Annotated in this window: 16 protein-coding genes and 1 tRNA gene; 3 read left to right on the forward strand and 14 right to left on the reverse strand. The window is 43.4% G+C overall.

Going from position 1 to position 23,934, the window contains the following annotated elements:
• Positions 1–16: 16 nt before the first annotated feature.
• From AAEY93_RS05685 to AAEY93_RS05700, 4 genes are all read right to left on the reverse strand, one after another.
• On the reverse strand, positions 17–3,298 hold the full coding sequence (locus tag AAEY93_RS05685) for a S41 family peptidase (protein ID WP_124012018.1): 3,282 nt from the start codon (positions 3,296–3,298) through the stop codon (positions 17–19).
• A gap of 226 nt (positions 3,299–3,524) precedes the next feature.
• Positions 3,525–4,370, reverse strand: coding sequence for a hypothetical protein (locus AAEY93_RS05690; RefSeq protein WP_351075371.1), 846 nt, complete (start codon positions 4,368–4,370; stop codon positions 3,525–3,527).
• The gene (locus AAEY93_RS05695; RefSeq protein ID WP_198554746.1) at positions 4,367–4,984 is read right to left on the reverse strand and encodes a sigma-70 family RNA polymerase sigma factor; all 618 of its coding nucleotides are present in this window, start codon (positions 4,982–4,984) and stop codon (positions 4,367–4,369) included. The genes AAEY93_RS05690 and AAEY93_RS05695 overlap by 4 nt, the downstream gene beginning before the upstream one ends.
• A gap of 21 nt (positions 4,985–5,005) precedes the next feature.
• The gene (locus AAEY93_RS05700; RefSeq protein ID WP_351075373.1) at positions 5,006–6,838 is read right to left on the reverse strand and encodes a vWA domain-containing protein; all 1,833 of its coding nucleotides are present in this window, start codon (positions 6,836–6,838) and stop codon (positions 5,006–5,008) included.
• 355 nt (positions 6,839–7,193) lie between these two features.
• Between AAEY93_RS05700 and purE the strand changes: the two genes are divergently transcribed.
• Positions 7,194–7,685, forward strand: coding sequence for a 5-(carboxyamino)imidazole ribonucleotide mutase (gene purE / locus AAEY93_RS05705; RefSeq protein WP_101032438.1), 492 nt, complete (start codon positions 7,194–7,196; stop codon positions 7,683–7,685).
• On the forward strand, positions 7,685–8,770 hold the full coding sequence (gene purK, locus AAEY93_RS05710) for a 5-(carboxyamino)imidazole ribonucleotide synthase (protein WP_101032439.1): 1,086 nt from the start codon (positions 7,685–7,687) through the stop codon (positions 8,768–8,770). Before purE ends, purK begins: the two co-directional genes overlap by 1 nt.
• An 82-nt stretch (positions 8,771–8,852) precedes the next feature.
• Here purK and AAEY93_RS05715 read toward each other — a convergent pair whose 3' ends face one another.
• The 5 genes from AAEY93_RS05715 to AAEY93_RS05735 all read right to left on the reverse strand — a co-directional run bounded on the left by AAEY93_RS05715 (position 8,853) and on the right by AAEY93_RS05735 (position 15,652).
• Positions 8,853–9,470, reverse strand: a complete 618-nt coding sequence (locus tag AAEY93_RS05715; protein WP_124012023.1) for a transglycosylase SLT domain-containing protein — start codon at positions 9,468–9,470, stop codon at positions 8,853–8,855.
• Between the two features lie 161 nt (positions 9,471–9,631).
• Complete coding sequence (locus AAEY93_RS05720) at positions 9,632–10,066, reverse strand: hypothetical protein (RefSeq protein ID WP_101032441.1); 435 nt, start codon at positions 10,064–10,066, stop codon at positions 9,632–9,634.
• A 2-nt stretch (positions 10,067–10,068) separates the two neighbouring features.
• On the reverse strand, positions 10,069–11,712 hold the full coding sequence (gene gshA, locus AAEY93_RS05725; protein ID WP_351075391.1) for a glutamate--cysteine ligase: 1,644 nt from the start codon (positions 11,710–11,712) through the stop codon (positions 10,069–10,071).
• 598 nt (positions 11,713–12,310) lie between these two features.
• A complete protein-coding gene (locus tag AAEY93_RS05730; RefSeq protein ID WP_502959551.1) occupies positions 12,311–15,166 on the reverse strand; it encodes a M16 family metallopeptidase in 2,856 nt (951 codons plus the stop codon).
• Between the two features lie 57 nt (positions 15,167–15,223).
• Positions 15,224–15,652 (reverse strand): YqaA family protein, encoded by a 429-nt coding sequence (locus AAEY93_RS05735; RefSeq protein WP_101032444.1) that lies wholly within the window; start codon positions 15,650–15,652, stop codon positions 15,224–15,226.
• A gap of 868 nt (positions 15,653–16,520) precedes the next feature.
• Between AAEY93_RS05735 and AAEY93_RS05740 the strand changes: the two genes are divergently transcribed.
• Positions 16,521–17,774: a dicarboxylate/amino acid:cation symporter gene (locus AAEY93_RS05740; protein WP_101032445.1), complete on the forward strand. Its 1,254-nt coding sequence runs from the start codon at positions 16,521–16,523 to the stop codon at positions 17,772–17,774.
• A 95-nt stretch (positions 17,775–17,869) separates the two neighbouring features.
• Here AAEY93_RS05740 and AAEY93_RS05745 read toward each other — a convergent pair whose 3' ends face one another.
• From AAEY93_RS05745 to AAEY93_RS05765, 5 genes are all read right to left on the reverse strand, one after another.
• A complete protein-coding gene (locus AAEY93_RS05745) occupies positions 17,870–19,033 on the reverse strand; it encodes an alginate export family protein (RefSeq protein WP_233768671.1) in 1,164 nt (387 codons plus the stop codon).
• Positions 19,034–19,923: 890 nt separating this feature from the next.
• Positions 19,924–21,054, reverse strand: a complete 1,131-nt coding sequence (locus tag AAEY93_RS05750) for a sodium ion-translocating decarboxylase subunit beta (RefSeq protein WP_101032447.1) — start codon at positions 21,052–21,054, stop codon at positions 19,924–19,926.
• Positions 21,055–21,063: 9 nt separating this feature from the next.
• Positions 21,064–22,842, reverse strand: a complete 1,779-nt coding sequence (gene oadA / locus AAEY93_RS05755) for a sodium-extruding oxaloacetate decarboxylase subunit alpha (protein ID WP_124012030.1) — start codon at positions 22,840–22,842, stop codon at positions 21,064–21,066.
• Between the two features lie 13 nt (positions 22,843–22,855).
• Positions 22,856–23,110 carry an OadG family transporter subunit gene (locus AAEY93_RS05760; protein WP_351075379.1) on the reverse strand — a complete coding sequence of 85 codons (255 nt, stop codon included), beginning with the start codon at positions 23,108–23,110 and terminating at the stop codon, positions 22,856–22,858.
• Positions 23,111–23,708: 598 nt separating this feature from the next.
• Positions 23,709–23,785: transfer RNA gene (locus AAEY93_RS05765), tRNA-Arg, on the reverse strand.
• Positions 23,786–23,934 lie beyond the last annotated feature (149 nt).

Below are 23,934 nucleotides of genomic sequence, written 5' to 3' on the forward strand. Positions count from 1 at the left end.
GTCAATAAGCTAATCATTATCGCGGTTTTATATCCGCAGCCGGCCCTATTTTAGGTAAAGGCTGACCTTGTAAAGGGTTGATCGGTTGTTGTACTAACTCATCTTTTAAATAGCTAATCGCCGCATTCAGCTGAGCGTCTTTACCGTTAAAAGTCGCATAAGGTAAATTATCAACCTCAATGTCGGGGTCAACCCCATGACCTTCGACGATCCAACGCCCATCAATGGCATATTGTGGATATTCTGCCACCCTCGCCATGCCATTATCGGTCACCGAATTACGCCCCGATAACCACACGCCAGCGCCGGCAGTTTGTTTACCAATAATCGGCGCGATGCTTAATGCTTTGATCCCAGCGGAAAAGGTTTCACCATCTGAGTAAGTCATTTGATCAGCCAACACCACTAAGTGACCTCTGAACGTTTGCTGCATATTGGCATTGGTGCTGCCGTGTGTTGGCTGCCAAAATGCCCATGCACGGCGCAATAGCTTTTCAATAATCCAACTGTCAATGTTGCCACCGCGATTTCGGCGCACATCAATAATTAACCCGTCTTTGTCGTAATTGGTATAAAACTCGCGGGCAAAACTTTCTACATCACCAGAGCCCATGGCATACAAATGTAAATAGCCAATGTTGCCATTGGAGGCTTTGGCGACTTTGTCGCCATTATGCTCTACCCAGTCCAGATAACGTAGTTTGGCATCGGTGCCAATATCGTGCGGCGTCACTACGGTATTAATGGCCGTTTTACCCCGCATCAGTCCCAGTAGCACTTGTTTATTGCCTTGGTTACGCAGCAATTGAGTCACATCGGCAATATTAGTCACTTTTTTACCGTTAATGGCGCGAATAATATCCTCTTCTTGGGCATCCACTTCAATACGCGCCAGCGGTGATGCAGACAATGGCAATTCGGCATCGGTTTGATAAATATGGCTAATAAGCACACCTTTATCGGTTTGAGTCAGCCTAGCACCTAATGCAGCTGCTTTGGCAGCATCCGCGTCTTGGGTAATATCACCGCCGCGCACTTGTGAATGTAACGAGTTAAGCTCGCCCATCATTTGCATAAAAATATCATTGAGCTCGTTGCGATCGGTTAACCTATCAACCAAAGGTTGGTACTTGGTTTTGGCGGCTTGCCAATCTACCCCACGCATTTTAGGGTCAAAAAACGAGTCACGGTGCATTAGCCATGCATCTTCAAAGATCTGCTGCCATTCTTGCGGTGGTGATATACTCAATTGCCATTGATCTGTACTGACTTTCGCTCGCGATACATCGCTTGGCAGTTTGTCGCCCGCATCCACAATCATGATGTTTTTAGGATCTGATTGCTTACGCAGCATTAATTTACTGCCATCTTTTGATAACGAATATTGGCCCACATCCTCGCTAAAGGTATCGACTTTAAGGTTTAGCGGATCAAACTTAATCAGTTTTAGCTCGCTGCTTTGTTCATTGCCATCAAGTAAATACAGTTTGTCTTTTGCCGCCGTTAAGCTTTGGTAATTACCCGCATCAACAGGCACTTGCCATAGGCGTTGGTTTAATCCATCCCAATCCACCTTGGTTCTACCGCCCATTTCCTGCTCTTTATCCGTTTTTTTAGCCTCTTTTTTGACAGTCAGTTCCGTTGGTTTTGCAAATGGGAATGACGCTTTAGCATCTAACGCTAAAGCAAATATTTGGGTCCGTTTGTCAAAAATAGGCCCCATATTGCGGTCGCCCCATGGCGAGCCAGGATTGGCTTTAAATTCGCGATTAGACAAGAAATACAACCATTTACCGTCGTGGCTAAAACTCGGTGAAAACGACTCGTATTTGTCTGTGGTTAAGGTTTGTGCTTTTGACTCGTTAATTGAATACAACACGATTTGTGGCCGCTGTTTACCAATTTCAGCTTTTGTCAGGGCAATAAACCGACTGTCACCAGACCATTTAATGTCTTGATAAGGACCAAGGCCTTCGCCATTTTTGATGATTTTCTGGTTATTGTCGCGAGTTAAATCCAGTAACCACACGTTGCCCATGTAATCGTCGGAGACCAAATAACGTCCATTAGGTGATAACGACAAGCTGGTACGCAAGGTGTTGCCATCTTTGGTTAACTGTTTGGCCCCAGCAGAGCCGTCTGCAGGATATTGCCAAATTTCTTGCTCTCCCGATGCATCGCTAATGCCATAAACCCATTTACCATCATCACTAAGCAGTGCATCGCGCACGCGGCTATTGGCTGATGAGTCTATTTGCACTAAGCGGCGGCCATCATTACTGGCAATAGCCACATGGCTACGGGCAGTAATTACCACGTTGTCGCCTTGATGGGCAAAGACGGTTGAGGTGGCGAAATCCATTGGGTCGTTAACCCATTGCTCGCGGCGATGGGCAAAGTCACTGGTGAGTTCGATATTTAACCTTGATTGGGCAAGATCGGCTAAGTTTAACAACTTGATATCGGCGCCCTGCTGGAACACAATGCGGCCATTATTAAGCTGGGCATCGCGCACCTGCCAATCGGTATATTGAGTGTGTTGTTTACTATCTTTGCCATCTAGGGTCATCGACCAAATATTGTCATTACCAGACTTATCACTGACAAAATAGACCCGTTGATTCCATAACATCGGCTGCTTAACAGAACCCTCATGGGCACTGGTTAACTGCTGTGCTTCTTGTTTACTACCCAGCTTATAACGCCAAATTTCACCTTTAGCGCCGCCGCGATAGACTTTGACATTATCGCCACTGACTTGCAGACCAAATTGAGTAAAGTAAACATACTCACCTTTGTCATCAATAGTGCCTTCTACGGCGTCAGCTAAGGGTAAGTCTGTGATGGTTAACGTTTGCGGGTTAACGGTTTTTAACACCCAAAAATTAGCGGGCCCAAAGGCATTGTCGGTGGAATATAACACCTCTCCTGATGCGGTCCAGCCTTGCAGGCGCACCCGGCTGTTTTCAAAACTTACCCGCTTAGCCACTCCGCCCTGAATAGGCATCACATACACTTCGGTTGCGCCTTCATAATTGGCGGTGTAAGCCACCCACTTGCCGTCTTTTGAAATAGTTGCGTCCATTTCTTCGGCGGCCAAACTGGTTAAGCGACTGGCTTTAGTTTGGTTGAGTTGGGTTATCCACAGATCGCCTTCGGCGGTAAACACTAAGGTTTGATCGTGCAATGCTGGGGCGCGGTAATAGCCTTGATTTGAGGCATTAGCCACGACTATTGATGAGCAAGCTAAAGTACCTAAAACCAACATACAATGCACAACGGAGCGACGAAGTTTCATGGTGAGGAGCGTCCTTATAAAGTCGATATCTAGAGTTAAATCAATATCAATTAACGTATTATATTTATCCGTTCACATTATCAGAGTTGTGGCTAATTTTGCAGCAAAAATATGTAACGAACCACAATTTGAAATAATAAACAGCTCAGCAGTAATTCAATTTGAGATAATAAACGGCTAAGCAGTGATCGCTTAGCCGTTAGTGTTTTAATGTCTCGTATTTCCCTTACTGCGAAGTCAGTTGCAGTACAATTTTATGGTATTGCTCATAAAGTGGGTGGGACGGATCAGATAGCTCAGGGAAGCGTTGATCTATGGTGATCATATAACGTTCAGCCTGAATCAGTTTATTGTCGGCCATTAGTGCTTGTAACCGAGCCAAGGCGACATCAGCAGTATCTAATTGAATGTCCCCTTTTAACGATCCATTAAATGACTGTTTCACTTGTAGTCCCTCCTTGGCATGGCTGCTTGAGTGCAGTTCTAGTACTTTCTTTTGTCCTTCTTCATTTACTTTGGCAGGTGTTGGCGCCGCACTCATTACCGCGGATGATTTATCTGCCATTTGAGATTCAACTGTTCCGTTGTTATCAGATGCTTCACTGATTGTTTCACTTATTGCTTCACGATTAACACGTTCGTTATTCATTGGCGCTGAACTCATCGATAATCCCTGTACGGCAATTGATTCTGCTGCTGCGGCATCTTCAACTGGTGACTCAGTTAGTTTAGGCACATCCGATGTCGATTTGGCCTGCTTAAATGATGACTGTTGAGCGGGTAAACCTTGTTCAATATCAATTCCAACTTGTTTTTGCAGGCTTGGGGTTAACATAAACAATCCCGCCACCAGCAATACTGACGCCGCGCTTGAAAACACCCATGCATTGCGTTGCCACATTGATTTTTTAGGTGAACTGACTTTAGATACATTTGCATCCGAACGCGCTTTGGCTAATATGGCCTCATCCAGTTCAGCAGAGGGTTGCTCTAATGGTTGTTGATGATAAGCCTTGTTGATTTCAGTTTGTAATGCAGTGAACTCTGCATCATGATCTAATTGTTTACTCATAATGTTGTCTCCTGCCTTTGGGTAGCAATACATTGCTTAATACTCTGATAAGCATAACGAATACGGCTTTTGGTGGCTTCTAAAGTCACATTAGCAATGTCGCTGATCATCGCAGCGGTCATGCCCATTTCGATGTTGAGTAAAAAAGCCTCTTTTTGCACTGGCGGCAGTTTGGCAATGCAATTTTTCATCATCTCAACTTGTTGCTGTTGCTGTAATTGTGGCTCAGGCGAGGCTTGATTATCTGCTTGTAGGCTATCCATGGTTTCACCTTCACCAAGCGGGGTAACTTTATCGAGAGGCTTAACGGCTCGCACATGGTCAATCAATAAGTTATGGGCAATTTTATATAACCAAGTGGTGAATTTGGCCGTGACTTGATATTGCCTCGCCGCATTAATCACCTTACCCCAGGTGTCTTGATACAAATCTTCGGCTAATTGTTGGTTATGTAATTGGCGAACAAAATAACGATACAAAGGCCCTTTGTGTTTAAGGTACAAGGCCTCGAACGCGCGGACGTCACCCGCTTGGTAGTCGAGCATCAGTTGCTCGTCACTTCCCACTTGGGGAATTAACGGCTCATCCTTAGGGTATATTGATGTTTGCACCATTTTATCCTTTTTGTGACGCATTTATTGGCTAACCGAACGAGTGTCTGGCTCAGTAATCATAAGCTGTCTCTCGAGTACACTTGCGGTTTTTAGCATTTGCACAAACTCATGGCGATAACCAAATCGGTCTTGGCCCATTGCAGACTCAGCAAGTACAATTAACTTAGCATAATCAGTATCGTGGACATAATTATTATGATTAAGCAATTGCCCAAACCCCGCGACTGCGGCGGCAAAGCGGAAATCATCGCTGGCTTGATGCAAATGAGTCAGCTGCTGATCGCGGCTAATGGGATAAGCGATTAATTGACTTCTTTGCTCGCCAATCGCTTTATAACGCAGCTTTAAATAAGCCACTTCATTTGCAGTGTGTTGATGAACTTTAGCTTCATCAATTTGCGTCGATTCTGTAACAGCATAACGCAGCGGATCCACTAAACGATTTTGGCTATCGTTATAACGTATCTCGTAAAGCGCGGTGACGGTATGACCCGCACCAATCTCACCTGCATCAATAGCGTCGTTATTAAAGTCGCTACGATTTAACAACCGGTTTTCGTAACCAATAAGTCGATACTCAGACACCACCGCCGGGTTAAATTCAATTTGCACTTTGACATCGTGGGCAATAGTTAACAGTGTGGCACTGAGTTGATCAACTAGCACTTTTCGCGCTTCATTTAAGGTGTCAATAAACGCATATTGACCGTTAGCTTTATTTGATAATTGTTCCAGCAAATGGTCATTATAACTGGCAGTAGCAGAACCCAGACCAAAGCCAAGCGTAGATAAACCAATACCACTTTTACTTTGACTGGTGACAAAATCAACCAATTGCTGATGATCTGTCATCCCCAAGTTAAAGTCACCGTCGGTGGCCAAAATAACTCGGTTACTGCCGTTTTCGATAAAGTGCTTTTGCGCTAATTGATACGCTAACTGAATACCTTGGCTACCATTAGTGCCACCTTGTGCAGTTAACTGACTAAGGGCTGTTTTAATGGCGGTAAAGTCATTACCTGCAACACCGTCAAGCACCACACCGCTGGCACCGGCGTACACCACTATCGATACTTTATCTTGCGCCGATAATTGCTGACTCAGCATCAGCATGGCTTGTTTCAATAAAGGCAATTTATCAGCAGACGACATAGAGCCTGACACATCAAGCAGTAGCACTAAATTACTTGCACCAAGCTGGTCTGCTGCAACATCAAAACCTTTAATGCCAATGCGCAATAACTGAGTATCAGCATTATACGGTGAGGGTGCTAATTCAGTATTAACGCTAAAGGGCTGCTCAGTGGTTGTCGGTACTGGGTAGTCATAACTAAAGTAGTTCACTAACTCTTCTACCCTAACGGTATTCTTAACCGGCAGTTGGCCTTGATTGATTAATCTGCGGGTGGTGCTGTAACTGCCAGTATCAACATCGATTGAAAACGTCGATACCGGCGTTTCACCGGCAACCATATTGCCGTTTTGTACTAGCGACTCAAATTTGTCATTAGCATTAGGTGCTAATAACAAGCTGCGATCGCTTGCGCTGACATGCTGAGGACTCACAATACGCTGCGCCATTGACGCTGCCATGACTTTAGCGCTGCGATGCACCTCCTTTGATCCTTGGTATGCATCAGCCTGTGGCTCAGATGCCATCACTAAACCTGCTACCTCAGATAACTCGGGACGCGCTTGTGCAGAGGAATCCGTTTTACTCGCGGATTGAATTTTAGAAGCGGGCTGACTTTGTTTCGCACTGTCTTTGGACTCTTGCGCACAACCACTGACAATAATCGCGCTAATGACTATGGCTAATGCACTGCGAGTGAGTTGCTTATGGACATCGTTCATGGTTTTTTCCTCATCTATCGACTTGTTATTCATATTGGTTACGTCAACAAAGTGACCTTGCATACAGCTAATAACGAGCGAAATAGGTAAAAGGGTTACAAAAAGAATTCTTTACTCCATTATTCATCAATGTTCGATACGAACTTGTGGTGAATATAAAATGTGTTTAAGTAGTTTTCGTATTTAGAAACTGAGTGTTAGCCTCAAGAAACACTGAAATGCAGCCAACAGAGCACGGCTTATGCTATTATTTAGCACCTTTTTTATCGCCTTAATATTGACGTTAATCGCCCGCGGTTCCTACTGAGCGAATTAGCCAAATATACTAATAGAATAAGTACGTTAAGGAGTTAACATGCAAGCCCTAGTTGCTGTTGTAATGGGTTCTAAAAGTGATTGGCCTACAATGGAAGCCGCCGCTGAAATTATGGATAAGTTACAAGTGCCTTATCATGTTGAAGTCGTTTCAGCCCACAGAACACCAGACAAGCTAATGGAATTTGCACGTTCTGCTGCAGATAAAGGCTATAAAGTCATTATTGGTGGTGCAGGCGGAGCAGCCCATTTACCTGGCATGATCGCCTCTAAAACTCGCTTGCCTGTGTTAGGTGTCCCAGTGCAAAGCAAGGCCTTATCTGGCATGGACAGTTTATTGTCGATTGTACAAATGCCTAAAGGGATTGCCGTTGGCACCTTAGCCATTGGTACTGCCGGCGCGTTTAACGCAGGTTTATTAGCCAGCCAAATTTTGGCGATTAGCGATGCCGCTTTAGCTGAGCGTTTAGAAGCATTTCGTGATGAGCAAACTCGCGCGATCCTTGATAATCCCGATCCGAGAGAAGACTAATGACCTTGCCAAAAAATCTATGGGTATTGGGCGATGGTCAATTAGGTGCCATGCTCAGTCATGCAGGCCAACCGCTAGGTATTAATGTGCGTCCGGTTGATATTATGACACCATCAGATGTGCAGTTACCGCTTGAAGCTGACGACATCATTACCGCCGAACGCGAACAATGGCCAGAGTCACAGCTGAGTTTACAACTCAGCCAACACCCACATTTTATTAATGGCCCAGTATTTGGTCGTTTAGCTGACCGTTTTAGCCAAAAAAGTCTGCTCGATGAATTAGCTGTCGCCACATCGCCTTGGCAGTTAGTTAATGACAATACCACCACGCAAACACTGCATAATGCCTATGGTGAACGGGTATTATTAAAACGTCGCACCGGCGGTTATGACGGTAAAGGCCAACATTGGCTCAAGCAGGCAGAAGCGACAACCATCCCTGCCGATTGGCGCAATGAAGCCATTGCAGAACAAGCGATTAACTTTGATGAAGAAGTGTCGTTAGTGGGTGTGCGCACCCAAGACGGGCGCTGTTTATTTTATCCGTTGGCGTTAAACCTACATCAAGACGGTATTTTAATGGCATCGATTGCGCCATTAACTCGCTTAGCACCTTTGCAGGCCGAAGCTGAAGACATGTTAAGCAAGGTCATGCATGACCTTGAATATGTGGGCGTGATGGCGATGGAGTGTTTCCGTGTTGGTGAACACTTAATGGTCAATGAGTTAGCACCTAGAGTGCACAACTCGGGCCATTGGACTCAAGCGGGTTGTCACATAAACCAGTTTGAATTGCATTTACGTGCCCTATGCAATTTACCTTTGCATCAACCACAGGTTAATTTCCAATGCGTAATGGTTAACCTGATTGGGGTTGATAAAGACGATAGATGGTTAAGTCTGCCAAATGCTGAACTGTTTTGGTACAACAAAGAAGTTCGTGTAGGCCGTAAAGTCGGTCACTTAAACCTGTCTGTGCATAATAAAGCGATGTTAGATGACAGCATTAGCCAACTAAAAGCTTGGATGCCACAGCAATATCAAGCACCGCTGGATTGGATTTTGGCCGAATTTATCAAATAGGTTTATCACATAAACTTGCCAATAAGTACGTTAAATAACAAAAAAGGAGCCTAGGCTCCTTTTTTGTTATTTAACGTATGGGTTAACCAAAAAACACTCGCCATAACCATGACGAATCTAAATTTTCTTTACATTGATGATATTGCGCCGCGTAGGTTTTTGAACGTTTATCCACTTTATTGGCTACTGGCGTTAACCATTTTTTGGCTTTATAACTGCCGCGTTTATAACCGCCCCAACCTTCGTGATAATTTAAGTATTGGTTTTTAGCATCCCACTTAGACACGCCATTAATTTTATGGGTTTTGTAAATAAACCAGCCCATAAAGTCCATCGCATCGTCAAAATCACTGCGACTAGACCAACTATTACCGGTTTCTCGAACGTAATCATCCCAGGTCATGGTTTTAGCTTGCGCGTAACCATAGGCGTCACTGGCACGGCCGGTGGGAATAAAACCTAAAAAATATTGCATTGGTGGTGCAGCATTATGTTTGAATGAACTTTCTTGATACATCATGGCTAAGGGGACATGAACTGGCACGCCCCATTTTTCACGCGTATTGACTGCAGCGTCATACCACGAGCGATGTTCTTTAAAAATAGCACACAGGTCATCTGGCTCTTGCGGTGGCGACGTGGCGCATCCCGTTAATGACAGTAATACCGTTGCGCTAACAACGCCTAAAAAACACTTCATAACACCTCTGCCAGTATCTAAGATATTGATTCTTGGCTTAGTTTTACATCAATTAAAAACCAATGCAATTATCCTTAGGAAACAACCATTATTTCAACAATGCGCCTCAAACTGAAAAAACTGAGTGGCTCTGATTGAGCACATAATTAATGGAATTGGTATTACCGTTTCATTTCACATTGATGCGATTCTGTTTGCCATACAACAGGCTGCCAATACAATGAATTTTGGCCTATATAGATTTTGTCGGTATTGAATTTGGCGCCAATATGATAACGCTGATCGGCTGCAACATTGACCGAAAATACTTTCACCTTACGAGCCGACAATAACACTTTTAATTCAGGTGAGTTGATCAATTCAGCAACAGTAAACTTATGCTCGCCTGGCGATAATAAATAATTGGGTCTTGAAATAACCGCAACATCATCTAAGTGAGTCACCACTACACGGTATAAATTGGCACTGTTGTCGGGCGCTAAGTAGCTCGATACTGTGCCACATTGAACCATTTCATCTGGCGATGAAGCACAGCCATTTAGGGCTAATGCCGCTACCGCGACAACCAGCACTCGCCAAGATGAAAAAAACTGCATGATTATTTCGCCTCGAAAGTGCCCGCAGGAACCACATCACAAAAATAGTTTTCTAAGAAAGTGGTAAAATTATCTTGTGATTGAGCCTCTAGACTTTGCTGTTCAAGTAAAGAGAGTTTGGCCTCATTTTTATAGGTTTGCTCAATATCATGGCTTAATGGGTAATGACTTAAAAACTGATGATAATCATCGGCCAATTGCTTAACCCACACACTGTGATCTGTGCCCTTAACAACGACCTCTTGCATCACCTTGCCTGATAACGTTTTATCAGGATCATCAATCGCTTCAGCCCATGTGCTTAACGCGTCTTGGTAAGCATGGCTATCATCACCATCGAGTAATTTCGCGAGAGTCGCTAACTGTTCAAATAGCTCGTGCATCCATTGCGTTAAGCTAATGGCCTTAGCATTACGCTGTAATTCAAGTCCAGGCTTGCGCCCTTCTAATACAACGGCTTTCAGATTAGCACCAATTTCAGCTTCACCGACCGCGTCGGTGTCTTCAGATGGCGACAATAAGCAGTACAATAAAAATAGATCCAGAAAACGCACTTGAGTGGCATCGATCCCAACCGGGCTAAATGGATTGACATCTAAAGCGCGCACTTCAATATACTCAACGCCTGCACGCGATAGCGCCTGCGAAGGTTTTTCACCTTTTTGGGCAACACGTTTAGCGCGAATAGGTGCATAAAACTCATTTTCAATCTGCAAAATATTACTGTTTAACTGACGAAATTCACCATCAACATTGACACCAATTTGCTCAAACTGTTTCGATGGCATTTTAATTGCGGCGCCCACGCCCTCAAGATAATCAGGCAATGAGTTATAGCTAATATTGAGCGTATCTTGTTCTTTGTTGGTATAACCTAAATCACTCATGCGCAATGATGTTGCATAAGGAAGATATAAGGTGCCTTTACCGGTTTTTTCAAACTCAAAATCGACGTCTTGATCTTTTATAAATGAGCTACATAATGCCGGTGTTGAGCCAAATAAATACGGTAATACCCATACTAAACGGCGGTAATTACGGATCAGTCCAAAATAAGATTCAGAAATGAAGTCTTCAAAATTAATACTTTTGCTACAACAAGCGCTGCCATTGCCGTTAGCAATTTTGTCGTCATATAGACGTTGCCATAAATCTTGCGAAACAGAGAAATTAAAATGAACCCCGGAAATAATCTGCATTAACGCACCATAACGATGGGTTAATCCTTTACGATATAAGGTTTTCATTTTACCGTTATTGGAGGTTCCATAACGTGCTACAGGGATATCGCTTACTTTACCTACATAGCATGGCATGCTAACAGGCCAGAGTTTTTGACCGTTTAAGTTACGCACACTGTAAGCATGTGTTTGGGTTAACCCCTCTAATAATTCATCAATGCTATGACAAACTGGCGTAATAAATTCTAATAGGGACTCGCTATAATCGGTAGTAATACGCGAATGCGTCAGCGCAGAACCGAGCGATTTTGGATGTTCATCTTGTGCTAAATGACCATTTTCATCAATACGCAATGCTTCACGCTCAATTCCACGTAACATGCCCAATAAAGACTCACGGCCTTGAGTGTCGCTTAAGTGTTCGACTTTTTCATTGAAAGACTTCAATTTACTACTCTCTTTTATGGATTCGCATTGCGAGTAAACAGCTAGACCTGATGATAAACGAGATGATTAGTGATACGCGAAAAAAATGTAACTAAGTATAAATCAACTTGTTTATAGGTCTTAAATTAAAAATGGCAACACTCTCTGTCACCCTTGATGGAGCCTTAAACATTATCTTTTATTTAGCGGATAACCGACACAAAATGATATGACGATTAAAGCACACCAATTAGCTCAACCTATTATATACCCAAGTCACTTCAACATGCTCGTTTCAGTACTCCCGTAGGATAACAGAACAGGGCAGTGATTGAAGACAATGGTGACGCCTTACCGAGTGCGTCGCTTCGCGACTGATAGGTTCTAGGAACTCGCAAGCTCGCCAGAGGGCGGTGCTTCGCTCCTTCTAGGTGCTAGGTTTTAGGTCCTAGATTCTAGAAGCGTAGCGTCCTCGAAGACCGCAGGTTGTCCTAGCAGCCGCAGGCGCTCTATTCCTAGACCCTAGTAGGACGCAGTCCGCCTAGAACCTAGCAGCGAAGCGTATATGTCCTGTATATATGGTTAACACTAGCGTATTTCAAGGCTAGTGTTAACCTTCGTAGTAACAAGTGTTCAACTAGTCGACAAGTGTCACCATTTCAATCTGATACCCCAGCGCTTTTAGTTGAGGTTCAACGATGGATTTATCACCGACAACTAACATCACCATCGTATTGATATCTAATAATTTACTGGCAAGTTTATTTAACTCATCCGTCGAAATGGTTTTAACAATTTCATCTTGCTGAGCGGTAAAGTTTCTATCTAACTGATAGCGCTGGATCATCCTTAAAAAACCGGCTTTTTGATACGGAGTTTCGTATTCTAACGCTTGGCTTTGCGCAATCGAACTGCGCATAAAGGCACTTTCTTCGTCGGTCATACCTGATGCTTGGTAAGCGTTAATTTCGTTGACAAACTCAGCCAACGCTAAGCCGGTCACATCGCTTCTGACGCTGGCATTGGCAATAAACTGACCCGAATCTTCAGCACCACTAAATTGAGTGCGAGCGCCATAAGTGTAGCCTTTATCTTCACGTAGATTAAGATTGATACGGCTGTTAAATGCTCCCCCTAATGGATAGTTCATCAAATAAGCCTTAAAGTAATCGCCCGTTGTGTCGTAAGGTAACGACACTTGGCCAATATCAATGACCGACTGAGCGGCTCCCGGTTTATCAATCAAATAAATGGTGTTTTTATGGTGTGTTGGCAGTGCAGGTAATGCGGCAACCTGAGTCGCCTCGCCTTGCCATTCATTAAACATCGACAATTTTGGCATGATCTGTTGCTGATTTAAGTCTGACACCACCACCATTTGAGCATTACCGGCACGATATTGCTGCTGATAAAATTGCTTCACATCAGCCAGTGTTAATGCCGATATTGAGGTTATGGTGCCATCACTGCTGATCCCCATTGGGCTATCGGCACCGTATAGCAATTTTGAAAAGCCACTGCGAGCAAGATAGTTCGCATCGGACATTTGATGTTGCAAGCCTTGCAACTGCTGCTGCTTCAGTCTTTCAAAATCTGCCGCCACAAAACCTGGGCTAAATAAGCGCTCTTTAACGATGGCAAGCGTGGCATCAAGATTTTCGGTCAAACTTGATACTTTAATGTAACTCTGTGAATTACTCGCGCCAAAGCTAATTGACGAACCCAGCAGATCAAGCGCGCCAGCCAGTGCTTCACTGCTGCGTTGCGCACTTGACTCATTAAGCATGGACGCAGTTAACTCGGCCAGACCCGCCTTATTGATGGGTGCTAAGCGATGACCGCCATCTAAATAAATAAGCAATTCGACCGTTGGGGTTTCATCACTTTCGGTGCCCATGACGTTAATGCCATTGGCGAGTTGACTGTCCCACAATTGTGGCACGGTCAATAACGGTGCTGCCGCAGACGACGGCATTTTATTACGATCAAATGAGGATTTAGCCAAGGTAATATCGGTTAATCCCGTTACCGCATCTTGTGCTATTGGCAAGGTACTTGGCTCGAAATTATCAGCATGGGCAATCAATTGCGTTTGCCCTTCTGGCACCACACTCATCACTACCATTGGCTTGTTTTTAATGTAGGTATTAAACACACGCATCACATCGGCTTGGGTCACATTGGCATAACGGGCTAAATCTGATGCCACCATGTCCGGTTTGCCAAAAAAGGTTTGATTGGAGGCAAGTGTTGATACTTTTCCGGCCACGCTTTGCATGCCAAAAATAGTCGACGCTTCGAACTGCACTTTGACTTTCTGTAAGTCGTCGTCGGTAACACCGCGTTGTTCAAACTCAGCGATGGTTTGATTAATTTTGATTTCAAGTTCAGCAAGACTGCCGCCTTTAGCGGGGTTCGCCACTGCGTAGAGTGATAGCTGGCAGGTGAGCTCTTGGCAAGGATGGCTCACCGCAGCTTGTACCGCATAGCCATCTTTAACTAAGTTTTTATAAATGAGCGAGGTTTTGCCGCCACCGAGAATATTGGCCAGTAGATCTAATGGCGCTTCATCTTTGTGCTGCACGTAAACCGTTGGGAAACCAATATAAATCAGCGGCAAATGTACTTTGTCTTCCATTGAGATATAACGAGTTTTATCCAATGTCACCATGGTTTTAGCTTCAGGCTTAACCGCAGGTCCTGCTGGGATTTCACCAAAATACTTATTTACCCACGCCAGCGTGTGCATTTCATTAAAGTCACCGCCAATGGTTAAGGTGGCATTGTTAGGCCCATACCAACGTTGGAAGAAATGCTTCACGTCATCAACAGTGGCGCGATTTAAATCGTCTGGCCAGCCAATAACAGGCCAAGAGTACGGATGCCCCGCAGGATAAAATGCTTGGTTAAAACGCTCATTCAATCGCCCATATGGACGGTTATCAATCCGCTGTGCGCGTTCATTTTTAACGGTTTCTCGCTGTACTTCGAATTTTTCGCTCGTCAGTGCGGGTAAGAAAAAGCCCATACGATCTGACTCTAACCAGAGCATTTTTTCTAATTGGTTACTCGGCACCGTTTCAAAGTAATTGGTTCTGTCGGTATTGGTGCTACCGTTCAATGTTCCGCCGGCTTCAGTAACAACTTTAAAATGCTGTTCGTCACCAACATGTTGCGATCCTTGGAACATCATGTGTTCAAATAGATGGGCAAAACCACTGCGGCCGGCTAATTCACGCGCCGATCCCACATGGTAGGTTACATCGACATGAACTAAAGGATCAGACTTGTCTTGATGTAAAATAACGGTTAAGCCATTGGCTAACTGATATTTTTTATAGGGAATACTGACTTGATTTTCGGACGCAGTGGCCGTTTCAATTAAGCTCACGCCTTGGGGTAAACTCGGTGATTTGTGGGCGTCATATGCACAACCACTCAATGCCGCACTGATAGCTGCAGCGAATATCCATTGATTTACATTTAGTTTCAAAATCGACTCCTTTCTTATTACAACAAACATAACCACAGTTGCAGAAATGACAAAATATCAATACTCAACCATATACATAACCAAGAATACGATGACGCTGTAACGTAATAGCTTACCGATAAACATCAACAATGAAGCAGGCACAATGGGCATTTTCAGCCACCCAGCCAGTAAACATAACAAATCACCGATTATCGGTAACCAAGACAATAGTAAGGCCCACAGACCATATTTTTCAATCCATGCCAGTGCATAGCGATATTGACGTCGTTGAATATCTTGTGGGTTTTTGGCTAATCGCCCTGCACGACCAAGGCCATAGCTGGTTATCGCCCCCAGCGTATTCCCTATGCTGGCCAGTATCAATAATTCAAGCCATGATGATGGTGTTTGATTCAATAATCCTACGAGTAACACTTCAGAGCCGCCAGGCAATAAGGTTGCGGCAAAAAAAGCGCCGCTGAACATCAACCACAAACTGGTCATTGATAACCCTTTTTACTAGTGTTCATATTCATTTAACGAACCCATTCATAGTGTTTTCATCATACTGACGAAGTGACAACATCACTATTTGTCGATGAATTTGCTCAGCCGATATCTTAACGTTAATCTGCTCAGAGTAAATGCGTAACAACATGATAGCTAGGGCCGATTGCTCTTTTGGGGCAACAATTTGTTCGCAAAAAAAATGATTAACACTTTGGATGAATATGATGTGGCGCAAATATTAGCGACAAAGACGCTTGTTTACCCATAAACTCACCTGTTTAGGCAAATACTGCTAGCAGCAGTGGTTTTTTTCTACTGCGTTATCACTTATTCATCTACAACAACTCTGCCTCATTAACTCTGCCTGTAGAAAATTGCCGCAAACTACCACAAAAAATCATCTTCAAAGATCAACAGACTTTCATCAGATGGTGACGACATCCATTACCTCAAAGCTTCATTTTGTGCCACGCCATTTAGGTACATTGGCCCGTTATAGCTTAATCAGTTAATGATTAGTAAAAAAACGTAAAGTTATAATAACAAAGTTAATTATTCATATAAGTTATAATAACAAAGTTAGTTATTCATCTAAGTTATAATAAAATAACGTTGTTTGTCATTCGTTCAGTTCATACAATGCAGTTAATATTTATTAACCTTATCAGGTTGATTAGAGAACGGTTGAGTATAAACACCATCCATCGCCTTCAACAAGCTAGACAGCAATACAGCACCATATCGCCATCGAAAGGTTTAGCTTTTAGTAATTAATCACTCATTAGTGAACGTAATGAGTCAAGCACAACGACGTTGTCTAGTCAGATTTAGTGACGTCATAATGACATAATTTGGAACTTTCATGATATTGAAAACGCTCAATCGCATCCCTTTTTGGCAGAAAGTCATTGCTGGTTTTGTTTTGGGAACGCTCACAGGTGTCGGCTTAGGTGAATCAGCCGTGATGTTAAAACCGCTTGGTGATTTGTTCATTAGTGCCATTAAAATGCTGGTCGCTCCTTTGGTATTTTGCGCCATTGTGGTCAGTATTACGTCGCTGGGTTCGCAAGGTAATTTAAAACGCTTAAGCTTTAAAACCTTAGCCATGTTTATGTTTACTGGCACGATAGCTTCATTTATTGGGTTAACGGTTGGCAGTCTTATGGACATGGGCGGTAACCTCGCGTTAGCCACTTCTGAAGTGCGTGAACGAGATATCCCTGGCTTCGCACAAGTGCTGCTTAACATGATCCCTGTTAATCCATTTGCCTCTTTAGCTGACGGCAATGTATTGCAAATCATCGTTTTTGCCGCTTTGGTTGGTATCGCCATTAATACTGTTGGTGAGAAAGCTGCCCCCTTAAAAAATGCCATCGAAGCCGGTGCTGAAGTGATGTTCCAATTAACACGTATGGTGTTAAAGCTAACGCCAATTGGTGTATTTGGCTTAATGGCATGGGTTGTGGGCGAGTATGGGTTAAGCACGTTATTGCCTTTAGGTAAGTTTATTCTTGCGATTTATATTGCCGCCTTAATACACATAGTGTTTGTTTATGGCGGATTAGTGAAATTTGCTGCTGGTCTTAGTCCGTTGAAGTTTTTCCGCAAAGCCATACCAGCACAAATTGTCGCCTTTAGTACCGCATCAAGTTTTGGAACCTTGCCAGCAAGTACTCGCTGTACTGAGGCTATGGGAGTATCAAAACGTTACAGTGCTTTTGTGTTGCCATTAGGTGCAACCATGAATATGGACGGTTGTGGCGGAATTTACCCTGCCATTGCGGCCATTTTTATTGCTCAAATTTATGGCATCTCGCTCGATATGACTGACTATATGTTGATTGCGGTCACCGCAACGGTCGCGTCTATCGGAACCGCGGGTGTACCGGGTAGCGCGATGGTAATGTTAACAGTGACATTAGGCGTTATTGGTTTACCACTTGAAGGTATTGCCTTTATCGCAGCCATTGACCGTATTGTTGATATGATCCGCACTGCAACCAATATCACTGGCGATATGATGACCGCGGTTGTGATAGGTAAAAGTGAAGGCCAGCTTGATGTTGAACAGTTTTACTCTGACGAAACACCGGTGCAACAACCAGCCGTTTCGTGATGTTTCGCGCTAATAGCGTCAAATAGTAATAAAAAAGCGAGTATCTATTGATACTCGCTTTTTTACAAAATAGTACGCTTATCGTTTATTGATGATTAGAATTTAGCGTTTGCCCACAACCACACTTTATCGGTATCGACTTTACCAGCGCCGGCATCGCCCGCTGAGTAAGCGGCGTATTTAACGCCTACGGTATAATGTTTATCAATAGGTAAACTAAATACCGCATCTACTTCGTTACCTAAATCATTAACAGTGGCACTTGACTCGTCAGCTTCAAAATCATGATAAACCAGCGCCCATTTGCCGCCCACTAAGCTACCACCGACTGACACATAAGTATCGGCCAAGCCTTGCTTGGGTGTGGCTAAGAATTGATCTGACCAACCATTAAATGCGTGCAAAGTGGCCAGTGGCGTCGCAAAACCGTACTCGCCATTGTCAGAACCGAGTAATTCATAACCTACTTTAAAGGTTAAACCGCTAACACCTACACCGATTTCTCCTAGCATATAATCTGCAGAATATGAGGTTGTTGCCTTGTCAGCATCTTGAGTGGCATATTCTAGGGTATAAAGTAGTTTAATTTTATCGAGATTTTTGGCACCAGCAAAGCGAACACCATAGGTGTCAATACCATTGTCAATGTTAGTATCTTCTTCGAGTAAATAGCCATAAGCGCTAAGCTTACCCAAACCTAAATTGTATGATGCATTGATGATGTGATCTTTTGAATCAATGTCTTTAATGTCAGCAAAAATACGGTTGCGTTTGTAGAGGTAGCCATAATCAATGCTAAAGTCATTAATACCATATTGCAGGGTGACAGCATCGAATGTTTGGCGATCTTGACGCCAGCCGACATGGCCTAAGAAACGCATGTTATCAAGTGCTATCACTTGGCGACCCACTTTGGCTTTAAAGCCACTGCGTTTGTATTGTAAGAACGCTTGGTCTAATTCAGTGGTTTCAGGGTCTGCAATCACTGAGTAATCAGTATTATTGCCAATGGCGTCGTTGTAATCATTTACCCCAGCCACACTGCGAGAGTCTTCAAACTCAACCAAAGCGCTTAATCCATAATACTCGGCCGTCGCAAAGGTTAAGCGGGTACGCAAGGTCAATGCATCGGCATCTTTCAATGCATTTTCTTGATCGACCGATTCATAGCGTAAATTTAAATTCGCGTTTACGGTACCTTGAGTAACAGCATCGGCAACCGAAGTAACTTTGACGTCTGCGGCATTGGCGCTTCCCATGGCCAATAACACCGAACAGGTTAATGCTGATAAAGCCCATTTTTTAGCTGCAGTAGAATTGTGGCAAGCCTTATCTGCAACTTGACTAGCAAGCAGTTTGTTATTCATCTTACATCCCTAATTGTTATTTTGAGTTAAGTTAAGTTAAATTACCGGTAAGTTAAATATACGTAAAATATATGACTATCAAGTTAACTGGTATTAACTTTAGCGGCTTCACGAATCCATTTCCGTGATTTATCCTGCATTTTAGATGCTTGTTTGCCTAGATATTGACGCTAATTCAAAATTTGCGACTTTTGACCGGTAAAATTAACGGCCTGTCGAACTAATAGTATTTTAGGCTGATGTTATCTTGGTAATAAAACTATTAACAAAAACGGTAACTTAGATACCTATAAAGAGGTATACGGATAAGCTTTCTGCTAAAAATGGACTTTAGTATATGTTATCTTTCGATTTGTGATACCCAATATGATGGACATACAAATAAGCTAAAATACCAATATTCAGGGTGAGTCAGTGAACACTTCTTAAACTGATATAGTGCGTTTAATGAACAGATAGCACTCTTAACATATTCGTAACCTAGTCGGTTTGTTGTTTTTATTTGCAGGCTAAGAGTAGCATTTAAAAAGTAACCGTTTGGGCAATTTCTTCTTACCAATATAGTTTGTAAAACATACCGCCTTGCTGTTTATCTTTGACACCTATGTGATAAAGACTAATGCTAGGGCAAACAATTCTTTCACAACCATAACGCCACGATTGCTCAGTATTAAAAGTTAACTATGCCAATATAAATCCAATAGCAGTATCTACTTTACCTTTGAGATAAAAACAAAAAAGCCAATGCTGGCGCATTGGCTTTTCAACTCAATCGATAACGTTTAGCCTAACACTGCCAACAATACGCCGGCGGCAACGGCACTACCCAACACACCGGCAACGTTAGGGCCCATGGCGTGCATTAACAAGAAGTTTTGGTTGTTAGACTCCAATCCCACTTTATTCACCACACGGGCTGCCATTGGCACAGCAGAAACACCTGCAGCACCAATAAGCGGATTGATTTTCCCCCCAGTAAGCTTACTCATTAATTTAGCCATCAATACACCAGAAGCGGTACCAATACTAAATGCGACCGCGCCAAGGATTAAAATACCGAGGGTTTCGATACGCAGAAATTGATCAGCTGATAATTTAGAGCCGACAGCAAGACCTAAAAAGATCGTCACAATGTTGATTAACTCATTTTGAGCCGTTTTCGATAAACGGTCTACCACGCCTGATTCGCGCATTAAATTACCCAAACAGAACATGCCGATTAATGGCGTTGCTGCAGGTAAAAATAAAATGGTTAATCCTAGTACCATCAATGGAAAAATAATTTTTTCCATTTTGCTGACTTCACGCAATTGCTCCATTTTGATTTCACGTTCAGCTTTGGTGGTCAGTAGCCTCATGATAGGAGGCTGAATTAACGGCACGAGCGCCATGTAGGAATAGGCCGCAACCGCAATGGCACCTAACAATTCAGGCGCTAGTTTGGAGGCTAAGAAAATCGCTGTAGGACCATCGGCACCTCCAATAATGGCAATGGCAGCGGCATCTTGCATACTAAACTCAAAACCAGGCACCCAATTTAAGGCAATAGCACCCAGTAGTGTCGCAAAAATGCCAAATTGTGCCGCAGCACCAAGTAATAAGGTTTTAGGGTTGGCAATTAATGCCCCAAAGTCAGTTAATGCACCTACCCCCATAAAAATGAGCAATGGGAATACACCGGTTTCGATCCCTACATGATAGGCGTAGAACAGCAAACCACCTTCATCGGTAAAGCCAGCGTTTGGGATGTTGGCTAATATAGCGCCAAATCCAATGGGTAATAATAATAGTGGTTCAAAACCTTTAATTATTGCTAAAAATAGCAATAAACAACCAACCGCCATCATCAGTAGTTGACCACCACTAAAGTTGGCGACACCCGTTTCGCCCCAAAAGGCCAATAATCCTTCCATTTAGACCTCTTATGTTAGTGATAACAATGTAGAACCTACGGTTACACTGTCACCCTGCTTAACCGCTAACTGAATGACTACACCATCTTCTTGGGCACGAATTTCAGTTTCCATTTTCATCGCTTCAAGGATAATGATCACTTCACCGGCTTTGACTGCATGACCATTATCGACTAACACTTTAAAAATATTCCCCGATAAGGGTGCCGCCATGGTGCACTTAATCTCACCCGTAGTGGCTGAGGCCGCTGGTGCTGGCGTTGTAGCAACCGGCGCGGCTGAGGTGGGTGCAATATGGCTGATATCACCACCTTCACTCACTTCCACCACAAAACGTTGCCCTTCGACATTAACCGTATAAGTTGCTGGGCCACTATCGGTGTTAACTTGAAGATCATCGGCACTTGGAACAGGTTCAAAGGCATCGGGGTTGCCACGATTCTTAAGAAACTGTAGACCAATTTGGTTAAACAGCGCATAAGTCATCACGTCATCGTCAACATCAGCTGCTAAGGTGAAACCTTGCTCCGCAGACTTTTGAGCTAACTCTGCACGCAACTTGTCCAATTCAGGTGCAATCAAATCTGCCGGACGACAGGTAATGGCTTGTTCACCTTTAAGTACTCGAGCTTGAAGTTCGGCATTCACAGGTGCTGGCGTGGCGCCATATTCGCCTTTCAATACCCCTTCGGTTTCTTTGGTCATCGACTTGTAACGCTCGCCCATTAGTACGTTAATGACCGATTGCGAACCGACAATTTGCGATGTGGGCGTTACCAGCGGAGGAAAACCTAAGTCCTCGCGCACCCGTGGGATTTCGTCCAGCACCGCATCCATTTTGTCTGCTGCGCCCTGCTCTTTAAGCTGACTTTCCATGTTGGTTAACATGCCGCCAGGCACTTGAGCACGTAAAATTCGTGAATCTATCCCTTTTAACGTACCTTCAAAACGCACATATTTTTTACGCACCTCACGAAAGTAAGCGGCGATCTCTTCGAGCAGCACCATATCGTAACCGGTTGCTCTGTCAGTATCTTCAACCATGGCCACTAATGTTTCTGTCGCGCTGTGACCATAGGTTTGGCTCATCGATGAAATAGCGGTATCCAATACGTCTACGCCCGCTTCAATCGCTTTCTGATAGGTCGCAGTACTGAGGCCAGTCGTCGCATGACAATGCATAGATATCATTAAGTCGGTTTGCGACTTTAAACGACTGATAAGCTCATAGGCTTGCATAGGCTTAAGTAAACCGGCCATATCCTTAATGCATAATGAATCGGCGCCCATATCCTCAAGACGCTTGGCCATATCAACCCATGTATCAATGGTATGAACAGGACTTGTGGTAAAAGAAATAGTCCCTTGGGCATGACCACCGACATTTTTAACTGCTTTAACTGCCGTTTCTAAATTACGTACATCATTCATGGCATCAAAAATACGAAAAACATCCACGCCATTAGCATGCGCCCGTTCGACAAAACGAGTGACGACATCATCGGCATAATGGCGATAACCTAATAGATTTTGGCCTCGAAGCAGCATTTGCTGTGGTGTATTAGGCATGGCTTTTTTCAATTCGCGAATACGATCCCATGGATCTTCGCCTAAATAACGAATGCATGAATCAAATGTAGCGCCGCCCCATGACTCGAGTGACCAAAAACCCACTTTGTCTAATAGCGGCGCGATGGGTAGCATATCGTCGATACGTAAACGGGTTGCCAGTAATGATTGGTGTGCGTCACGCAGAGCGACATCGGTTAATGCTAATGGCTTGATCATAATGACTCCAAATTTATTTTGCGCGGTATTGATGTATCGCTGAGGTAATTGCGGCAATCAGCTTAGGATCTAAGCCGGTATGTCCCGGTGCACAAGGTGTTGCTGGCACTGGTGTAGCTGTCGCTGTCGCTGTCGCTTCTGGTGCAGGAAAAAGCTTGGCAATAATGCCAATAGCGATGATTAAGATGCTCAAAAAAATAAACACTAAGCCCATGCCCATTACCATGATGCCTAGTGCATCGGATAACTGCTCTGATATCGATGTCATGTATTCTCACTTTGTCTGTTAAACATCAAACAATTGCGTTGACTATTATGTACCGTCCCCAATGCGCGGTCACGGTGCAAAGTCACAAACTTGCACCAAGACAACAACCGCTTAACGACAACATAAAAAACTTAAACTATTTAGGAAAGCATAAATATTCAAGCTCTACGCTTATTCAATGACGTTATATTTCATGGTAAAAACAGCAAACTGAGGCTGTAAACCCAAATTCTGCCACGAAATATAAACAATTTATAACAAAAATGCTATCTTTTTGTAAATTGGTCTTACCAAATAAGTAACATTCAATAATGTCGACTAAATAAAATTCAATAAATAAGTCAAAAAAATACTAAATCTGCAATAGAATTGGCAATAACACCTTTAAATTGATAAAACCATAATTCAATCATAAGTATACTTATACTTTGTTGATTTAACACCTTGATAAAATAAATGATTAGTTATGATATGGATAACAAGTGAATAAAGATGTAAATATCACCTTTAATTTGATAAAGAGGTTACGGTTAAATGAGAAAAGGCTGTTAAAATTAACAAAAAAAAAGCCCCACATTAATGCAGGGCTTTTTTATTATGGTGCGCGTGGGAGGAGTCGAACCTCCGACCGCCTGGTTCGTAGCCAGGTACTCTATCCAGCTGAGCTACACGCGCTAAATCAGTACAAGATGCCATTCATAAATATTGCTATAGTCAGCACTTTAACAATACTCACTTTACTTAATGAATGGCGGAGAGGGAGGGATTCGAACCCTCGATGGGATTTAAAGCCCATACTCCCTTAGCAGGGGAGCGCCTTCGGC

This window comes from Shewanella sp. CAL98-MNA-CIBAN-0140, assembly GCF_040309905.1.
Lineage (GTDB): Bacteria > Pseudomonadota > Gammaproteobacteria > Enterobacterales > Shewanellaceae > Shewanella > Shewanella psychromarinicola.